The 13,606-nt window shown below is 60.5% G+C and carries 16 protein-coding genes and 4 pseudogenes; 6 read left to right on the plus strand and 14 right to left on the minus strand.

Annotated elements, in window-relative coordinates; genetic code table 11:
- Positions 1–329: 329 nt before the first annotated feature.
- The 8 genes and pseudogenes from MOV75_RS10310 to MOV75_RS10345 form a co-directional block, all read right to left on the minus strand.
- Positions 330–734: a hypothetical protein gene (locus MOV75_RS10310; RefSeq protein ID WP_247005605.1), complete on the minus strand. Its 405-nt coding sequence runs from the start codon at positions 732–734 to the stop codon at positions 330–332.
- Between the two features lie 75 nt (positions 735–809).
- Entirely contained in the window at positions 810–1,154 is a 345-nt protein-coding gene (locus MOV75_RS10315; RefSeq protein WP_246922203.1) for a DUF1236 domain-containing protein, read from the minus strand.
- Positions 1,155–1,378: 224 nt separating this feature from the next.
- Positions 1,379–2,452, minus strand: a complete 1,074-nt coding sequence (locus tag MOV75_RS10320) for a M48 family metallopeptidase (protein ID WP_246922200.1) — start codon at positions 2,450–2,452, stop codon at positions 1,379–1,381.
- 27 nt (positions 2,453–2,479) lie between these two features.
- Positions 2,480–2,914, minus strand: a complete 435-nt coding sequence (locus MOV75_RS10325) for a DUF2846 domain-containing protein (protein WP_246922196.1) — start codon at positions 2,912–2,914, stop codon at positions 2,480–2,482.
- A 125-nt stretch (positions 2,915–3,039) separates the two neighbouring features.
- Positions 3,040–4,062: an LLM class flavin-dependent oxidoreductase gene (locus MOV75_RS10330; protein ID WP_246922193.1), complete on the minus strand. Its 1,023-nt coding sequence runs from the start codon at positions 4,060–4,062 to the stop codon at positions 3,040–3,042.
- 128 nt (positions 4,063–4,190) lie between these two features.
- Positions 4,191–4,745: a hypothetical protein gene (locus tag MOV75_RS10335; protein WP_246922191.1), complete on the minus strand. Its 555-nt coding sequence runs from the start codon at positions 4,743–4,745 to the stop codon at positions 4,191–4,193.
- A gap of 373 nt (positions 4,746–5,118) precedes the next feature.
- Positions 5,119–5,832, minus strand: a complete 714-nt coding sequence (locus MOV75_RS10340) for a Crp/Fnr family transcriptional regulator (protein WP_246922189.1) — start codon at positions 5,830–5,832, stop codon at positions 5,119–5,121.
- A gap of 414 nt (positions 5,833–6,246) precedes the next feature.
- Positions 6,247–6,429 (minus strand): annotated as a pseudogene (locus MOV75_RS10345) (integrase); the annotation flags it as partial.
- Positions 6,430–6,798: 369 nt separating this feature from the next.
- Between MOV75_RS10345 and MOV75_RS10350 the strand changes: the two are divergent.
- From MOV75_RS10350 to MOV75_RS10365, 4 genes and pseudogenes are all read left to right on the plus strand, one after another.
- The gene (locus MOV75_RS10350) at positions 6,799–7,014 is read left to right on the plus strand and encodes a helix-turn-helix domain-containing protein (RefSeq protein WP_246922209.1); all 216 of its coding nucleotides are present in this window, start codon (positions 6,799–6,801) and stop codon (positions 7,012–7,014) included.
- A 312-nt stretch (positions 7,015–7,326) separates the two neighbouring features.
- The gene (locus MOV75_RS10355; RefSeq protein ID WP_246922187.1) at positions 7,327–7,794 is read left to right on the plus strand and encodes a phasin family protein; all 468 of its coding nucleotides are present in this window, start codon (positions 7,327–7,329) and stop codon (positions 7,792–7,794) included.
- Between the two features lie 208 nt (positions 7,795–8,002).
- The gene (locus MOV75_RS10360) at positions 8,003–8,194 is read left to right on the plus strand and encodes a hypothetical protein (RefSeq protein ID WP_246922185.1); all 192 of its coding nucleotides are present in this window, start codon (positions 8,003–8,005) and stop codon (positions 8,192–8,194) included.
- A gap of 48 nt (positions 8,195–8,242) precedes the next feature.
- Positions 8,243–8,369 (plus strand): annotated as a pseudogene (locus MOV75_RS10365) (transposase); the annotation flags it as partial.
- 195 nt (positions 8,370–8,564) lie between these two features.
- On the opposite strand, the gene MOV75_RS10370 reads toward MOV75_RS10365, so the two are convergent.
- Positions 8,565–8,912 (minus strand): nuclear transport factor 2 family protein, encoded by a 348-nt coding sequence (locus MOV75_RS10370; RefSeq protein ID WP_246922183.1) that lies wholly within the window; start codon positions 8,910–8,912, stop codon positions 8,565–8,567.
- Positions 8,913–9,115: 203 nt separating this feature from the next.
- Between MOV75_RS10370 and lepB the strand changes: the two are divergent.
- Positions 9,116–9,346 (plus strand): annotated as a pseudogene (gene lepB, locus MOV75_RS10375) (signal peptidase I); the annotation flags it as partial.
- Positions 9,347–9,708: 362 nt separating this feature from the next.
- Here lepB and MOV75_RS10380 read toward each other — a convergent pair.
- From MOV75_RS10380 to MOV75_RS10395, 4 genes and pseudogenes are all read right to left on the minus strand, one after another.
- The gene (locus MOV75_RS10380; RefSeq protein ID WP_246922181.1) at positions 9,709–10,038 is read right to left on the minus strand and encodes a GcrA family cell cycle regulator; all 330 of its coding nucleotides are present in this window, start codon (positions 10,036–10,038) and stop codon (positions 9,709–9,711) included.
- Between the two features lie 39 nt (positions 10,039–10,077).
- Complete coding sequence (locus MOV75_RS10385; RefSeq protein ID WP_246922179.1) at positions 10,078–10,269, minus strand: hypothetical protein; 192 nt, start codon at positions 10,267–10,269, stop codon at positions 10,078–10,080.
- A gap of 150 nt (positions 10,270–10,419) precedes the next feature.
- Positions 10,420–10,715, minus strand: a pseudogene (locus tag MOV75_RS10390) (hypothetical protein).
- A gap of 161 nt (positions 10,716–10,876) precedes the next feature.
- Positions 10,877–11,092 carry a dodecin family protein gene (locus MOV75_RS10395; protein ID WP_246922177.1) on the minus strand — a complete coding sequence of 72 codons (216 nt, stop codon included), beginning with the start codon at positions 11,090–11,092 and terminating at the stop codon, positions 10,877–10,879.
- A 392-nt stretch (positions 11,093–11,484) separates the two neighbouring features.
- On the opposite strand from MOV75_RS10395, the gene MOV75_RS10400 reads away from it, so the two are divergent.
- Positions 11,485–11,952, plus strand: coding sequence for an MAPEG family protein (locus tag MOV75_RS10400; RefSeq protein WP_246922174.1), 468 nt, complete (start codon positions 11,485–11,487; stop codon positions 11,950–11,952).
- A gap of 160 nt (positions 11,953–12,112) precedes the next feature.
- Here MOV75_RS10400 and MOV75_RS10405 read toward each other — a convergent pair whose 3' ends face one another.
- Positions 12,113–13,543: a transcriptional regulator gene (locus tag MOV75_RS10405; protein ID WP_309486932.1), complete on the minus strand. Its 1,431-nt coding sequence runs from the start codon at positions 13,541–13,543 to the stop codon at positions 12,113–12,115.
- Positions 13,544–13,606 lie beyond the last annotated feature (63 nt).

Genomic DNA, 13,606 nt, shown 5'->3' on the forward strand with positions numbered 1-13,606 from the left:
GGTGCCGACCGTCGAGCTCGATTGCGCAACGGCGAGCGCCGTGCCGGCCAGCAGCGCGGCCGCAGCCGCAGAAAGTTTCAGGATCCTCATGTCTGTTCCTCCATTGGTTTCCAAAACAAAGCGCCAGATCAGGCACGGGATAAATTGGCAATCGCCCGAACGTTCCTTAGGTCGGGCACGTTGACGCGTTCTCTTCACCCTGCCGCGAAGTTCCGCGCGCGCAACGCGCAACGCGCAACGCGCGACGCACATCGCATCCATTCATCCAGTATTCATCCGCACGAAGCCCTGTCGTCTCTTGCGTCGCAATCACGCGATGCCGGCAGCTCTCAGAATGCCCCGACCATCTCCTGGCGCTCGAAGAGTCGACGCGAGGACGCCGATCGCGCTGTGCGATGTGAGCGGAGACCGGCTGCGCGCGTCACGCCGTGCCGAGCTGCAGGTGCAATTTTCGTCTCCGCCTTCGGTGTTTCAGCCATTGCCAACGCGTCGCTCGCGGAATGGCTCGGCGCCTCGGCGGCAATCAGGGGCGAGGCTGCCGCAGCGGCAATGCCGATCGACGTGTCCAAGATGATCTTTTCAGGGAGAGCGTGGGCGGAATGGATTCGAATGATTGTTCGATCGACATCCGGGGCCGCAGACGCCGTCGCAAGCGGCGGCAGATTGCAATCGAGTACGAAGAGTAGCGCTATGACGAATGCGCCTGCAAAAAGAAAATATCGAATGATGGGCATCGGGCGCTACCGATAGACGAGCCAAGGGCAATTGCAGGGGCGGGCCGCCAGGCGACGGCCCGCCATGCGATGCAATCAGTCCACCTCTTGGACGACCATGCGGGTCTCGGGATCGACCAGCATTACGCGGCTGCCCGAATAGACGTAGCGATATTTGGTAAGCGAAGGGCCCCAATCGCTCGGCACCGTCGCGAGCTCGACGTCGCGCGGGACCGGCGAGCCGATCACGATCTTTTCGCGCGTTTCGACCGGACGAACCTTATGCTCGGTGACGTAAGACCGAATCCTGGTGCGATACTCGGGCTCGATCTGCACGGCAGCGCCATGGCCCGCACCGGTGGTGGTGACGACGGTGGACTGCGCCATCGCGCTCGTTGACACGAGCAGGGCGGCGGCTGAAATCAGCATGAACTTCTTCATCGCGTTCTCCTTCGCCGCTACATGCGGCGCAGCGATGAACTCGCGATCAGGCTGACCGTTCCGAACGCGAACGGAACATTTGCTACTTTTTCCCGTTGATTTGCCGGGAGCAGTCATTGGAGGAGAGGGCAATGCCAGTATTAATTCTTTGGGCCTTGCCTCGTCGAGCTGGCGTGGCTGCATGAAGATCGTCCGAGCGACTGCTCGCCGCCACAGCCGCATGCTCAGCTGCCGACACTGACCCACTTCTGGACCTTCTTCCGCCATTCCTCATCGAATCGTAAGGTGAGTCCGTTGGCAGCATCCGGTGAGAGAAGCTGGTCGACGGCGGACATTTGTAGCTCGCCGACATCAGGTATGTCGGTGTACCCCAGGTTCGCCAGCCGCTGGCCAAAAGGCGGATGTGTGGAATCGGGATCGTGCTCGCGGCTCAGACTGGCGACGGCGGCGGTCATGGGGCCGGGCGCTCTTATGGCTGCGATCTGATCTAGGATTCGCGCGAACGGCGGCGACGGGGCCGTTATTGCGCCGAGCACCTCCTTCTGCAGCGGGGCGAATACGAGATCGGTCAGACGTGCTCCACAGACCTCTATCATCACCAGCGCGCGTGCCATCTCCTCGCGTCCAACCTGCTCGGCCGCTTCGACATCGGCGGCAAGCTCGTTCTCCCGTGACAACGCGCGGTATTCCTTCTCAAGCCTTTCGAGCAGGGAATGCAGGAGCATGCGGACAATACATCCGGTAACGGTGTGCTCCGGATCGGCGTAAAAGAGAATGTTCTCCGCGGCCGCCATGAAATCCGCGAGGTTGGTGCCTCCCGAGGTGTGCCGAAGCCGGGCATGCGCCACTTCATGAGCGATAACGGCACGAACCGCACGCTGGTCCATGATCATCAACAATGGCAGACCAACGGTCAGCGTGACATGCTGCCCGAACACTCCGGCATACCGGCTTTCTTCCGAGATCGAGGCGTTGAAATCGGTGTCGACCAGCAGAGTGCGCTTCGATCTGACAAAGCTGCCATCGAGCTCCTTCCATATCGCCCAGAGTCCCGGGGCGGTCTGCTCATCGGCTGCGAAACTGCGATGCTTGCGCGAAGGCAGGAACAGGAGCCCGATTGCGAGAGCCGTCGCGGCCATGAAGATCGCGAACACAATCGGTGCCGTGGCCAGCGCCGCAATCGTGTACCGGTCCATGATGGTCAGCCAGATGGCGAGAATCGTGCAGGCCAGCGCGACGGCAGGAAGGACCGCATAGCGGCCAAGGCGCAAGATGACTTGCAGGATAAGGCGTTTCATACGCGCTTTGCGGCGGAGCGCCTCAGATCACGCCTTGCCACATGAGCTGTTGCTCTGATGCAAGCTGGCGACGTCGGCACGGCCCTGGCTTTCCGTGACCTGAATCAACGTGATTGCACCGGGCGTGATGATTCCCATCTGCGGCTGGGCGGAGAGGTAGGTGGTGCTGCCAGCGCGCAGATCGAGGCTCACTTTCTCACTTCCCTGCCCGAACAGATTGCTGCTCAGCGGAAGATTATTGACTGCAACCTCGTGGCGGCCCGGAGGCAGGTCGCAGGCCACGAAACCGGCAGCCTGACTGCCTCCAGCGAACCGTCCATCTACCGAATAGCTTGGCTGGACCGCGAAACCCAGGGCGGATGAGCGATAGACCACCAGCCGCGCAGTATTTGCCTTCACGTTCTCTGTCAGAGCCGTGCTGCCCATCGGCCCTGACGCGCACCCCGCCAGCAAGACAGCCAAGACAAAGATCCCCGGACACACGCGCATTCCCGCCCCTTATTTAGTCCAACAGTCCCCTGGACATCATTGGCGAGGGTGGTGCACGAAGTCAATCGCGACTTCTGGTCGTGCAGCGCCGGCTCATGTCACCGCCACCCAAGCGCAGGCGCGACATGTGTGAGGATGGCCTCGATCGCATGCGCGCAGTAATCGACGCCGAGCTGGTTCGGGATGGTCAACAGCAACGTATCGGCCTCGGCGACGGCCTCGTCCTGGCGAAGCTGCTCGATCAGCACATCCGGCTCGGCCGCATAACTCCGGCCGAAGATCGCCCGGGTCTGCGGATCGATGAAGCCGATCTGGTCTTCGCCGCCGCGCTCTCCGCCGAAATAGGCGCGGTCGCGATCGTTCATCAGCGCGAAGATGCTGCGGCTGACGGACACCCGGGGCTCGCGGGTGTGGCCGGCCTCTTTCCACGCCGCGCGGTAGCTACGGATTTGCGCCGCCTGCTGCAAGTGAAAAGCCTCGCCGGTTTCGTCGTTCTTCAGCGTCGAGCTCTGCAGGTTCATGCCGAGCCTGGCCGCCCACACCGCGGTCGCGTTCGAGCCGGCGCCCCACCAGATCCGCTCGCGCAGGCCCTGCGCGTGCGGCTCGATGCGCAGCAGTCCCGGCGGGTTCGGAAACATCGGCTGCGGATTGGGTTCTGCAAACCCTTCGCCGCGGAGCAGGTCGAGAAAGACCTCAGCATGACGCCGGCCCATGTCGGCGTCGCTCTGACCCTCGGCCGGCTGATAGCCAAAGTAGCGCCAGCCATCGATCACCTGCTCGGGCGAGCCGCGGCTGATGCCGAGCTGAAGCCGGCCGCCGGCGATGAGGTCGGCGCTTCCCGCGTCCTCCACCATGTAGAGCGGGTTCTCGTAGCGCATGTCGATCACGGCCGTGCCGATCTCGATGGTGCTGGTCTTGGCGCCGACGGCGGCGAGCAACGGAAAGGGCGAAGCCAGCTGGCGCGCGAAATGATGCACGCGGAAATAGGCGCCGTCGGCGCCTAGCTGTTCCGCCGCGACCGCAAGCTCGATCGATTGCAGCAGCGTATCGCTAGCAGAGCGGGTCTGCGATTGCGGTGAGGGCGTCCAGTGCCCGAAGGAGAGGAATCCGATCTTTTTCATGCGGGCAAGATATGGATGATCGGAAGAGTTTGCGAGTCGTCGGCCGGAGGGAAAAATGGCGACAAGGCATGTGCCCGTAAGCGCCTCCTGGAGGAAGCAGGCAAGGGTTTGGACTGCTCGTGGAGTCTTCAGATTTCGCAGCCGGTCAAATTCAAAGCCTTGAGCAAGCCGCCGAATGCCTTGAGCCGACAGGTCTCGGTCTCGCTGGCGGCCTTTGCGCGCTGAACGTTGGCGGTTCGCTTGACAACGATTGGCTTTGGCTTCGGCTTGGGAGGTTTGGCGGCCGCGATCGTCTTCGGATTGGGCCGATGACGGACGATCGGCTCCGGCGCGGACGAACCGGCATGGATGTCTTGCGGAGCAACGGGGTTTTCGGCTGAAGCTGCCTCTGTCGGCATCGCGTTGCTCACAGCGGCAACCTCGAGGCGATCGGCCTTCGCCGATGCGTCAGAGGAAGCAGAGATGCTTGCGCTCTGCTCGGCGAGCGGCTGGACGATCGCGACGGCGCGACGCGGTGGAGCGCTCAACTCCATTGCCGACAGCACTCCGACACTGAACAGGATCAGGAGGCCCAACAACGCCATTCTCAGCATTACGCACCTCCAACCTAGGTTAGTGCCGCTGAAAATTCTCGTCGCCAATAAGGCAACTTTGCCGGCGGCTGTCGTCCGGCGACGATTCATTTGCCGACAGGGTTAACGTCGACGATGTTCCTGCACGTGTCGAATATGCCGCCGCTTACGTGTGGCTTCCGCGCGCAGACCGTACCTGACCGCACAACATCGTCTGTTCGGCCCTGAACCGAACATCACGAGAGCCATCGTCATGTCTGCTGTGAGGGAAACCGGACACCGCCTGACCCATCGGCCGACAGCTGCTTTTGGGCCGGTTGCGGACACTAGGTGGGGAGGTCCTGGTCAGGGCATTGGGCCATGGCCTGAGACCCGGCGAGGCGGTGACGATTTCAGGCCCGGTCTTCGCCAGCTTCACTGGGCCACGCCGAAGTGGGTCGCATCGCCCGTTTCATTTAACGCGTCGGCAGAACCAAACGCGAGTTCAGGCTGGATCGATAGAAAAGATATCGTCGACGTCGAGACGCATGGCGTCGCGGCATTCGCACGCCACCGCTGCGAGCCGCGATGGGTCGATCTCGATTTCGCCTCGCCGTTCAGATCTGATCGCTCCGGTAGCGCGCAGATTGCGCATCAGGAGCGTCACCGTCGTCCGTCGTACACCCAGTATTTGCGAAAGCGTCTCCTGGGTGAGTGGCAGGACGTCGTGGTCGACGCGGTCGCGAAGATGGAGCAGCCAGCGTGCCATGCGGGCTTGGACCGGATGCAACGCATTGCAGGCTCCGCCGATTTGTAGTTGTATCAGCATTGCCTTGAAGTGAAGCTGGACAGCGTGGCGGATCGCGGGGCTTCGGCTAAAGGCCGCGTGGAATCGCGATGCGGGGATCCGCGAGGCGGTGCCCGCGGCACGAACGATGGCGGTAACGGCCGCAGGGGACGGCCCCAGCACGGAAAGAGTGCCTACTGCTCCCTCGCGCCCTATCGCAGCGCTGGCGACCGTCTGCCCGTTCGCCATGTCGATCATCACCGAAATGGCGCCACTATGTGGGAAGAGGACGTGCTCGGTCTGGTCACCCGCTCGCGAGATGACCGCGTCCCGATCGAGCGCGACCACCTCCAACTCGGATGCTAGCAGACCGAGATCTGCCACCGGTAGTGCAGCGAGAAGTCGATTCCCAATTCCGCTGGGATGCGTCACCGTAGCCCACCGCGAACCGCATTTCGAGCGGCATAGGACGGCAAACTCGAACTTTGTTTGAAACGGCGTACACTTCGCGCGGCGAAATCCAATTCAGCGGCGGAAGCTCTCAAGCTCAAAAACAAAACTCCAACACAGGCGGCCGTGAGGCGACGTTTATCTTGCGCCATCATTGAGACTTAGATTCAAGCGCTAGGCGGCACAATTGCAAAATGCGTATGGGTAACACCATAGGGGGTTCCAATTCCGGAGCGCGGCAAACGCTGCGGTGAGAGAGTTGCGCGAACCACGCCTCTCACCGCGATCGGCGCGATCTACACGATGATGAGCACAAGCTACTGGAAGCGGGCGTTTAGGAGCTCCGCCACCACATTGGCGGACGCTTGCTGTATCGGCCGCATAGCCGCTCGGTGCCACGTCATCGTCTTTCAAACCGATCGCGTCGCAGCCCCGGAGCTTGCTGTCGATCGCGACCTTGGTCCGGATTGACCAAACGTGCTTCGGGCGGAGTGGCGGCTTCGCACCAACGATCGTCCCCTCGTTCCACGGGACGCGCTGTTGGACGCTCTCGGCAGTGCTTGAGACCTCGGTCTGGATGCCTTCGAATCTACGTCGGCTTCCGGAGTATTGGAGGCGTACTTAGGTCCAATTCGGTGGATTCGAGGTCGCGTCCGCCCCAAGATGGACATCGCGTCGCGGCCGGTGCCTCAGTGACAATGGCTGCTCCGGGCTCGGTCAACAGGAACAGCTGTTGGCGCTCTCTCGGTGCTCAGTTCGTTACGATCGCCTGTGACGGCTACAGCCTATGTGGCCGGCAGTGCGTTGCGGATACCCTCCTCAAAATTGAAGTATGCTTTTGAGCAAAGCGCCGCGGTTAAACACGTTCTGCGACTTCACCTCGGCACACAGCTCTTGCAGCTCCAGAACGTGGCGGCCTGCAACGCAGTGCATCCGGTCCAATGCCGGATGGCACGGTGGTTGTTCGAACTGCACGATCGGGTTGCGGGCGACGTAATTCAGCTGACGCAGGAGGCGCTTGCACAGCTGTTGGGGGTGCGACGAACCACCGTCACACTAACAATGAACAAGCTTCGCGGAGCTGGCTGCATCAAATCCGATCGCGAGGCCGAATTGATCGCATGTGCAGTCAGGAGCTGTCATGCGAAGCTGGCGCAAACGTAGCGCATCCCACCGCAGCTGGCGCCGGGCTCCTTTGCAATGCTTATGCTGAGGAAGGAACTTCCCACCCCTTGCGATATCCCTGTTATGCACCGTCAGTCCCCGACATACCTTCGTCTGTGTTGACAATCTCAAAAAAAGTTTGAGGGAGAGTCATAAACCGAACCGACATTCCCGCTTCCCGCAGTACAAAGTCATACCGGGTCGGGGCTAGATCAAGGCTCATCCAAAAATCTGATCGAACACAGAGCGTGAGCTCTCGTGACGCAGGCGAGCGTTGCGAGGAATGCTTTCGCTTGAGAAAGGGAATGTTGCGTGACTGAAAGCCAAATGAAATTGCCGCCGAACGGAACGAGCGTTTTCGCGATGCCATGGTTGGATTTCTCGAAGGCCATGTTGCCCGGCGTGGGGCGCGAGCTTGCCGAGCAGGGCCTCGCCCGCGCACGGGAAGGGTGCGAGAAGATCAAGGCGGCATCGGAAGAGATGACGCAGGCGCTGCGTGAGACCTATTCGAGCAATGCGAGATGCACGACCGACTACGGGCTCAAGGTGTTCGAAATCTCAAACGCCAATGCCGCTTCTGCGCTCGATTTCTTCGTTCATCTGTTCGGCAGCAAGTCCGCCACAGACGCCTATACATTGTCGGCGGCGCAAGCCCGCAAGGCGTTCGACACCGCCTCTGACCAGAACAGGGAATTGTGGGCGCTTGCCCAGAAGCTCGCGACGGAAACGGGTGAGCCGATCAGGAAGCACTTCACCAGGGTCCTCCACCCAGGCGGCTAAAAGCGCGTTCAATTTCACATTCGGATTCGTTTAAAGGGGAGATCCGGCTGGTTGGAACTCGCCCAACTGAGCGAGCACGCTCCACTGCCCCATGCTCGACCAACAAGGTGCGCGATGCCTCTCAGGCCGCGCTCCAACGACAGGCGCATTCCAACCGGCCGGTGTTTTTCTGCAAACCACAACAAAGAGAAATCGCAAGGGAGGCAACATGGGAATGGTCATGGTCAAATGTCCACAAACCGGACACGCGATTCCCACCGGCATCACGACTGATAGCGAGAGCTTTGGACGCCGCGCGGTGTTTTTCTCGCGCACCCGTTGTCCGATCTGCCGCACCGATCACGCCTGGTTCGCGCGGGAAGCCTGGGTCGACGAGCCGCGCATCCGCACCGCGAGCTGACGTCTGGCACCGGTCATGACGCGGCGGTGCGGATGATCGACACCTGCGCGCAACCTGATCGAACGGTCCTTCAACAAGATCAGGCAATGTCGTGGTGTCGCGACCCGATTTGACAAGCTTGCAACCGACTATGTGGGCGTTCGTCAAACTTGCATCAATGCGAATTTGGCTGCGACAGGCGCCCAAACATTCCAACGCGAACGGCCCCGGGCATCCCCGGGGCTGGACCGAGACGCACCGAGACCGCCCGACGCGCCGACTCAAGGCCGGACGCCAGTCGATATCGGGCCCAGGATTCAAGCGCGGGATCTCAAATGATGCAGAGTCTTGGATTTTAGTTCGCAGGCGCCCCTCATTGAAAGGCATCGCGTCAAAGGCGACATGACGCATGAGTTTGTGCTGGCGGACCACAGCTCAGGGTCTTGATCTTTCCAGCAGCGTTAAATGCCAGGACCGCGTTCACTACATTTTCCCCGCTGACGTACGAGATCACTGTCCCACCGTGCGAAGGCTGAAGATCGTCCAGCTCGGCAGCGGGGTATTTCCGCATACGAGCAGCCCAGTATGCTCGGAGGCCTTCTCTGCCGGTGATAGTCAGTTCGTCACAACCGCAGTAGACCACTGCATCTTCGGCGTACATTTCGAGTATCGCTTCGATATCGCCGGCACGGTAGGCATCGAGCCAGTCGACGGCAGTGGCCATCGGGTCAAAGGACATACAAGCACCTCCCACCGCCCAAGAATCCGAGATTTGGCCGGGGTAACCAGCTAAGTCTCTTCCAATCGATTCTTGAATTCTGATGTTCTCGCTGGGCTAGGGCTATATGCCGAAGGTCATAAGGCGGTTACTTGCCCGCCGGCCTCTGATGCCAGCATGTCGGTCCGATCCCACGCTGTCCGCTTATCCGGTCAGACCGGAAGTCATCAGCAATCTACGCTGTGCCACCAGGACATTATTTCTTGATGGGCGACAATCGTGACAATTCGACTGACAGCCGTGTGATGTCCGCGGTGGGTTACGTGCCATTCGAGAATATCATTGGCCGAGCGCAGATGATCTTCTTCTCGATCAGCGAGGGCGAGCATGCCTGGATGTTTTGGCGTTGGTCTTTTGCGGTGCGCTGGAATCGAATTTTTCATCTGGTAAGGTGAGAGTCGGTTCCGCGAATTCAGGAGAGCAATTTGCCTCTGGATCGACGCAAATCTGTTGCCGGTGCCGAGCCCGCTTTGGGTACGCGCAGGTGATCGACCCTCGCGCTACTTGTTTGTGGTGTGGGTAGAGCCGGACAATCGAGCTCCAAGGCCGCCTGTTGTTAGCCATTGGCCGACTTCTTCCATAACGTCTCATGTCCGAATGACATCAGGTGCTGGTGAGAAAGCCGAGGCCCCCGTCGCTGCAAGCTCACGGTCCGTTTGTGAGCCGAAGCAGACGAACTTGGGAAGGGTGCACGACGGTCGAACCCATCGAGCCGAGCTAGACACTGACGGAAGCGCAACGACGTTCGCGGTGATTCCTAGCCAGTATTTCTGACCGCATCAGCCAGCATGTCGTAAAGCTGCTGCCTGCTGAACTCCTTGGGCTGCTGCCTCGCCGATGTGTTTCGCGACACCTTCTTTGCGACTGGATGGGCGCAAGCTGCCGACGACGGCGGCCGCAGCTTCGGGGGCGGTCGTATCTTGGGCCTTGCCGTAGGCGGCTTGTGGCCGCGCTTCAGGCCCTGACGGCTTAGCATGCCGCAGACAGCGTTACGACTGCATCCGAGACGACGCGCTATCTGCGCCGCGCTCTGTCCTGCGGACCAGAGCGTAGTGAGGAGGCCTACGTCTTTCGCATCCCAGCCCATGGGAGATATTATAGCGCAGACTGCTCACCACGGACTAGTCTAATCGTCGTCCGGCTCGCGCACGACCGCCGGTTCGTCAGCGTCGTCTTCCCCTTCACCATTTTCGTCCTCCTCATCTTCTTCCTCGCCCTCTTCATCAGGATCTCTTGGCGGCATCGCAGTGCCCACAAGCATGAGCGGCGACCAGAAGATCGCTGTGATGGAAAATGTTTGGATGGTGTGTTGCTTCATGGCGTTGCTGCTCCTCGAAAAGCACCTGCGATCCAATTCCTGACCGGCGGCACGCGTAGATCCAGGGCGCGATCATCGCAAATGCGAGGGTGACATCAGGTCGACTACACGAGCAATGGCAGCACCCGCCACGCAACTGGCGACGCTACTTTATGCCCGTAGACCATTCCACTCTATGTCCACCAAAACCTCACCGCTGGTGACTTCGGGAACCCCAAGATCGAGGTCATGTAGGCCCGCCTGAACAAACGCCATTATCTTGGCGTTCGCTGCGTTGGCGCTTTCGCGGTCATCTCACGGCCATACCGACACCGTCGCCCGCATCCAGCACATGGTAAGATCTAAATCCGTGCGATTGCCTTGGGATCACCGACGCCGCTCTCGGCGCGACGAGCGGCGTCCGCTACTGAACGGACCTTCGTGTACGTGCGAATGACCATGTACATGGGACCACCACGCGCCATACGCTACCTCGCATCAGATCATATCGGTCCCAGCCGGACTAGTGCCGACTTCCTGGATGTGGCAACAGCCTCTGATTGGCGGACTGCGCAACGCGCTTTTCCAATGAGCCATCCTCGCCCGCAAAGGGGCGAGGTGCTGAGGCTTAGGAGCCCTCGAACTTGAACGATACGTTGAGCTTGGCGCGATAGAGCTCGACTTTTCCCTTGTCATCTAGTTGCATATCGAGCTTGACGACCTCTGCGATGCGAAGATCTCGGAGAGATTTAGCGGCTTGCTCGACCGCATTGGCGGCCGCCCTCTCCCAGGAGTCTTTGCTGGTGCCGATCAGTTCAATGACCTTGTAGACGCTCTCGGGCATGTCGTCCTCCTATTCGGTAGGGGCCTGAAATCTAGCATCTGAATCTCGATGCTGATACGTGGCCGGGGATGCCGCGGAAAGGGTCCGATTGGCTGTCACTTTCCTGTTTGACCCTAAGAGGAACTCGGGCGCCCCGTCGACGTGGCTGTAACGTCAGCGCTTCTCGCCCGCAGCGACGAAGTGATCGAGTGAGGACGGCTCACCTCCGCTGATGGCCAGTTCGAGACTTGCCGGTCCGATCCGACGCTGTCCGCTTATCCGGTCAGACCGGAAGTCATCAGCTCAGGGGCAAACCGACGCGATTGACCCGAAGCGGCCATTCGGACCCTAGCCGAAGGGCCGTTTCGTATGATTGAATAGGCAGGATCGTCCGAACGCGAAGGCAAAGTCCTATGGACAAGCTCAGCTTTCAAAATCCCCTTTTTCAAACCTATGCAATCGCTGCCTGTATAATGATTCTCAAAGCAGTCATGATGTCGTGGTTGACGGTTGCTCGGATGATGCAGGTAAACGGCGGGTTTCGCTCGCCGGAGGACGTTAAGAAGACGATCCTCAACCCCAATCCAAATGCTGAACAATTGGCGCCCAATGAATATGTAGATCGCATCCGGCGAATTCAGCTGAACGATCTTGAAAACTTGCCGTTCTTCTTGGTTGCTGGATTTCTCTTCATTTTGACCGAGCCATCCATAACGCTCGCTCAATGGCTGCTATATGGCTACGTCACTTCGCGGCTGTTGCATTTTGCCGCCTATTTCACAGCTAGGACCCACGATACGCGCGCAACGCTCTGGACCTTAGGTTCTCTGATTTTGATCTATATGAGCTGCTGGACCCTATTTGTTGCAATCCGTCAGTGACTATGTCGCCTTTTGGCCCTCAGGTCCGCCCAGCGATGCATGGCGGACAAGATCTGCTCAGGTTGAGTTCTTCGCATTTTGACCCGAAGCGGACATGCCAAACGTCAAAGGACAACGGCGCATCGTAGGCCAAACCAACCCGTCCCTGCAGTTTGCCAGGCTACTCCGGCAATCCGGCGTCCCGCAGCGCGCCGCCAAGAGCCTCCGCAAGCGCCGGCGCACAGTTTACGCCGGCAAACTGACTGCTGTAGCGAAAGGCCGGCTGAAGCTCGAGCACACGCGCGGCGGCCGCCCTCGCTTCGTCCAACCGGCCAAGTTTGGCCAACGCGGCGGCCAATTGCACATAAGTGATGCTGTGTGCCGGGTTGGCTTGAACGGATTTGTAGGCCGCACGACAAGCTTCGTCGTAATGTCCGCGCAGCAAATGGCTCATTGCTTGCGCGTCAAACGCCGCCCAAGCCCACGGATCAAACGGGCTCAGCCGCATACCCTGTTCGCTCCATTCTATCGCGCGCTCGGCTTCGCCGCCCCATCCCAGAATTACGCTGCCGAGAATGTAAGTCAGCGCCGATGACGGGCTGATGGCGAGGGCAGCTTCCAAGGCTGTAAACGCGGCGGGGCGATCGTGCGCGTCCATGCCGATGGAAAATCCGGCCCATGTCAGAGCGAGCGCATCGTCTTGTCCATGGACAATGGCCGATCGGGCGTGGCGGATCGAAGCGGCACGGTTAACCTCCTGCAAGCCGGCGCGAAGGAACAGGCAATGGTGACACATCGCGGCATTGCCGTGCGCCAGTGCATAAGCCGGCTCGAGTGCGATCGCACGCTCAAGAAGCGTAAGCGCTCTTGTCACTTGCTCCGGCATACCTGAATCGACGTCAGGCTGGGCCCGCAGCACGAGATCGTAGGCATCAAGACTGTCAGGTCGTTTCCGCCTGACACGTTCGATTTCGGCTTTCCGCACGCTCGGCGCAATCGCGCCCACCGCCGACACCGCGATCTCGTCCTGGATTGCGAAAATATTGTCGGAGCTGCGGTCGTAGCGCTCGGCCCAGACGTGGGCGCCGGTCGACGCGTCGATCATTTGGCCGGTCACGCGCACGCTACCGCCGGCCTTGCGCACGCTGCCTTCGAGCACATAGCGCACGCCAAGCTCGCGGCCGACCTGCTTCACGTCCACGGCACGACCCTTGTAGGTGAAGGTCGAGTTTCGCGCGATAACGAAAAGCCAGTTGATGCGTGCGAGACCGGTGATGATATCGTCGACCATCCCATCGGCGAAGTACTCCTGCTCCGGATCGCCGCTCAGGTTCGAGAACGGCAGAACCGCGACAGACGGTCTGTCAGGCAAAGTCGGTGCCGACGCGGCGCGGTCGGCAGCCGACGCATCGGGAACGTTGGTGACCACGGCCGGTCCGACATACCGATAGCCGCGCCGCGGCAGCGTTTCGATCCAGCTCGCAGCATCCGCCGCCTCCGCCAGCACCCGGCGCAAGGCCGCGATCTGAACCGTGAGATTGTTATCGGCAACCGCCAATCCGCCCCAGCCGGCCTTGAGCCAGATCTCGCCGCCCTGCGGGGTGAACTTGATCGAGTTGGACAGCAGATTGAGCACGACCTGGCGGATCGCGCGCTCGTCGGCCCAGAGCCGCGG

The organism is Bradyrhizobium sp. PRIMUS42 (genome assembly GCF_023006515.1).
Classification (GTDB): Bacteria; Pseudomonadota; Alphaproteobacteria; order Rhizobiales; family Xanthobacteraceae; genus Bradyrhizobium.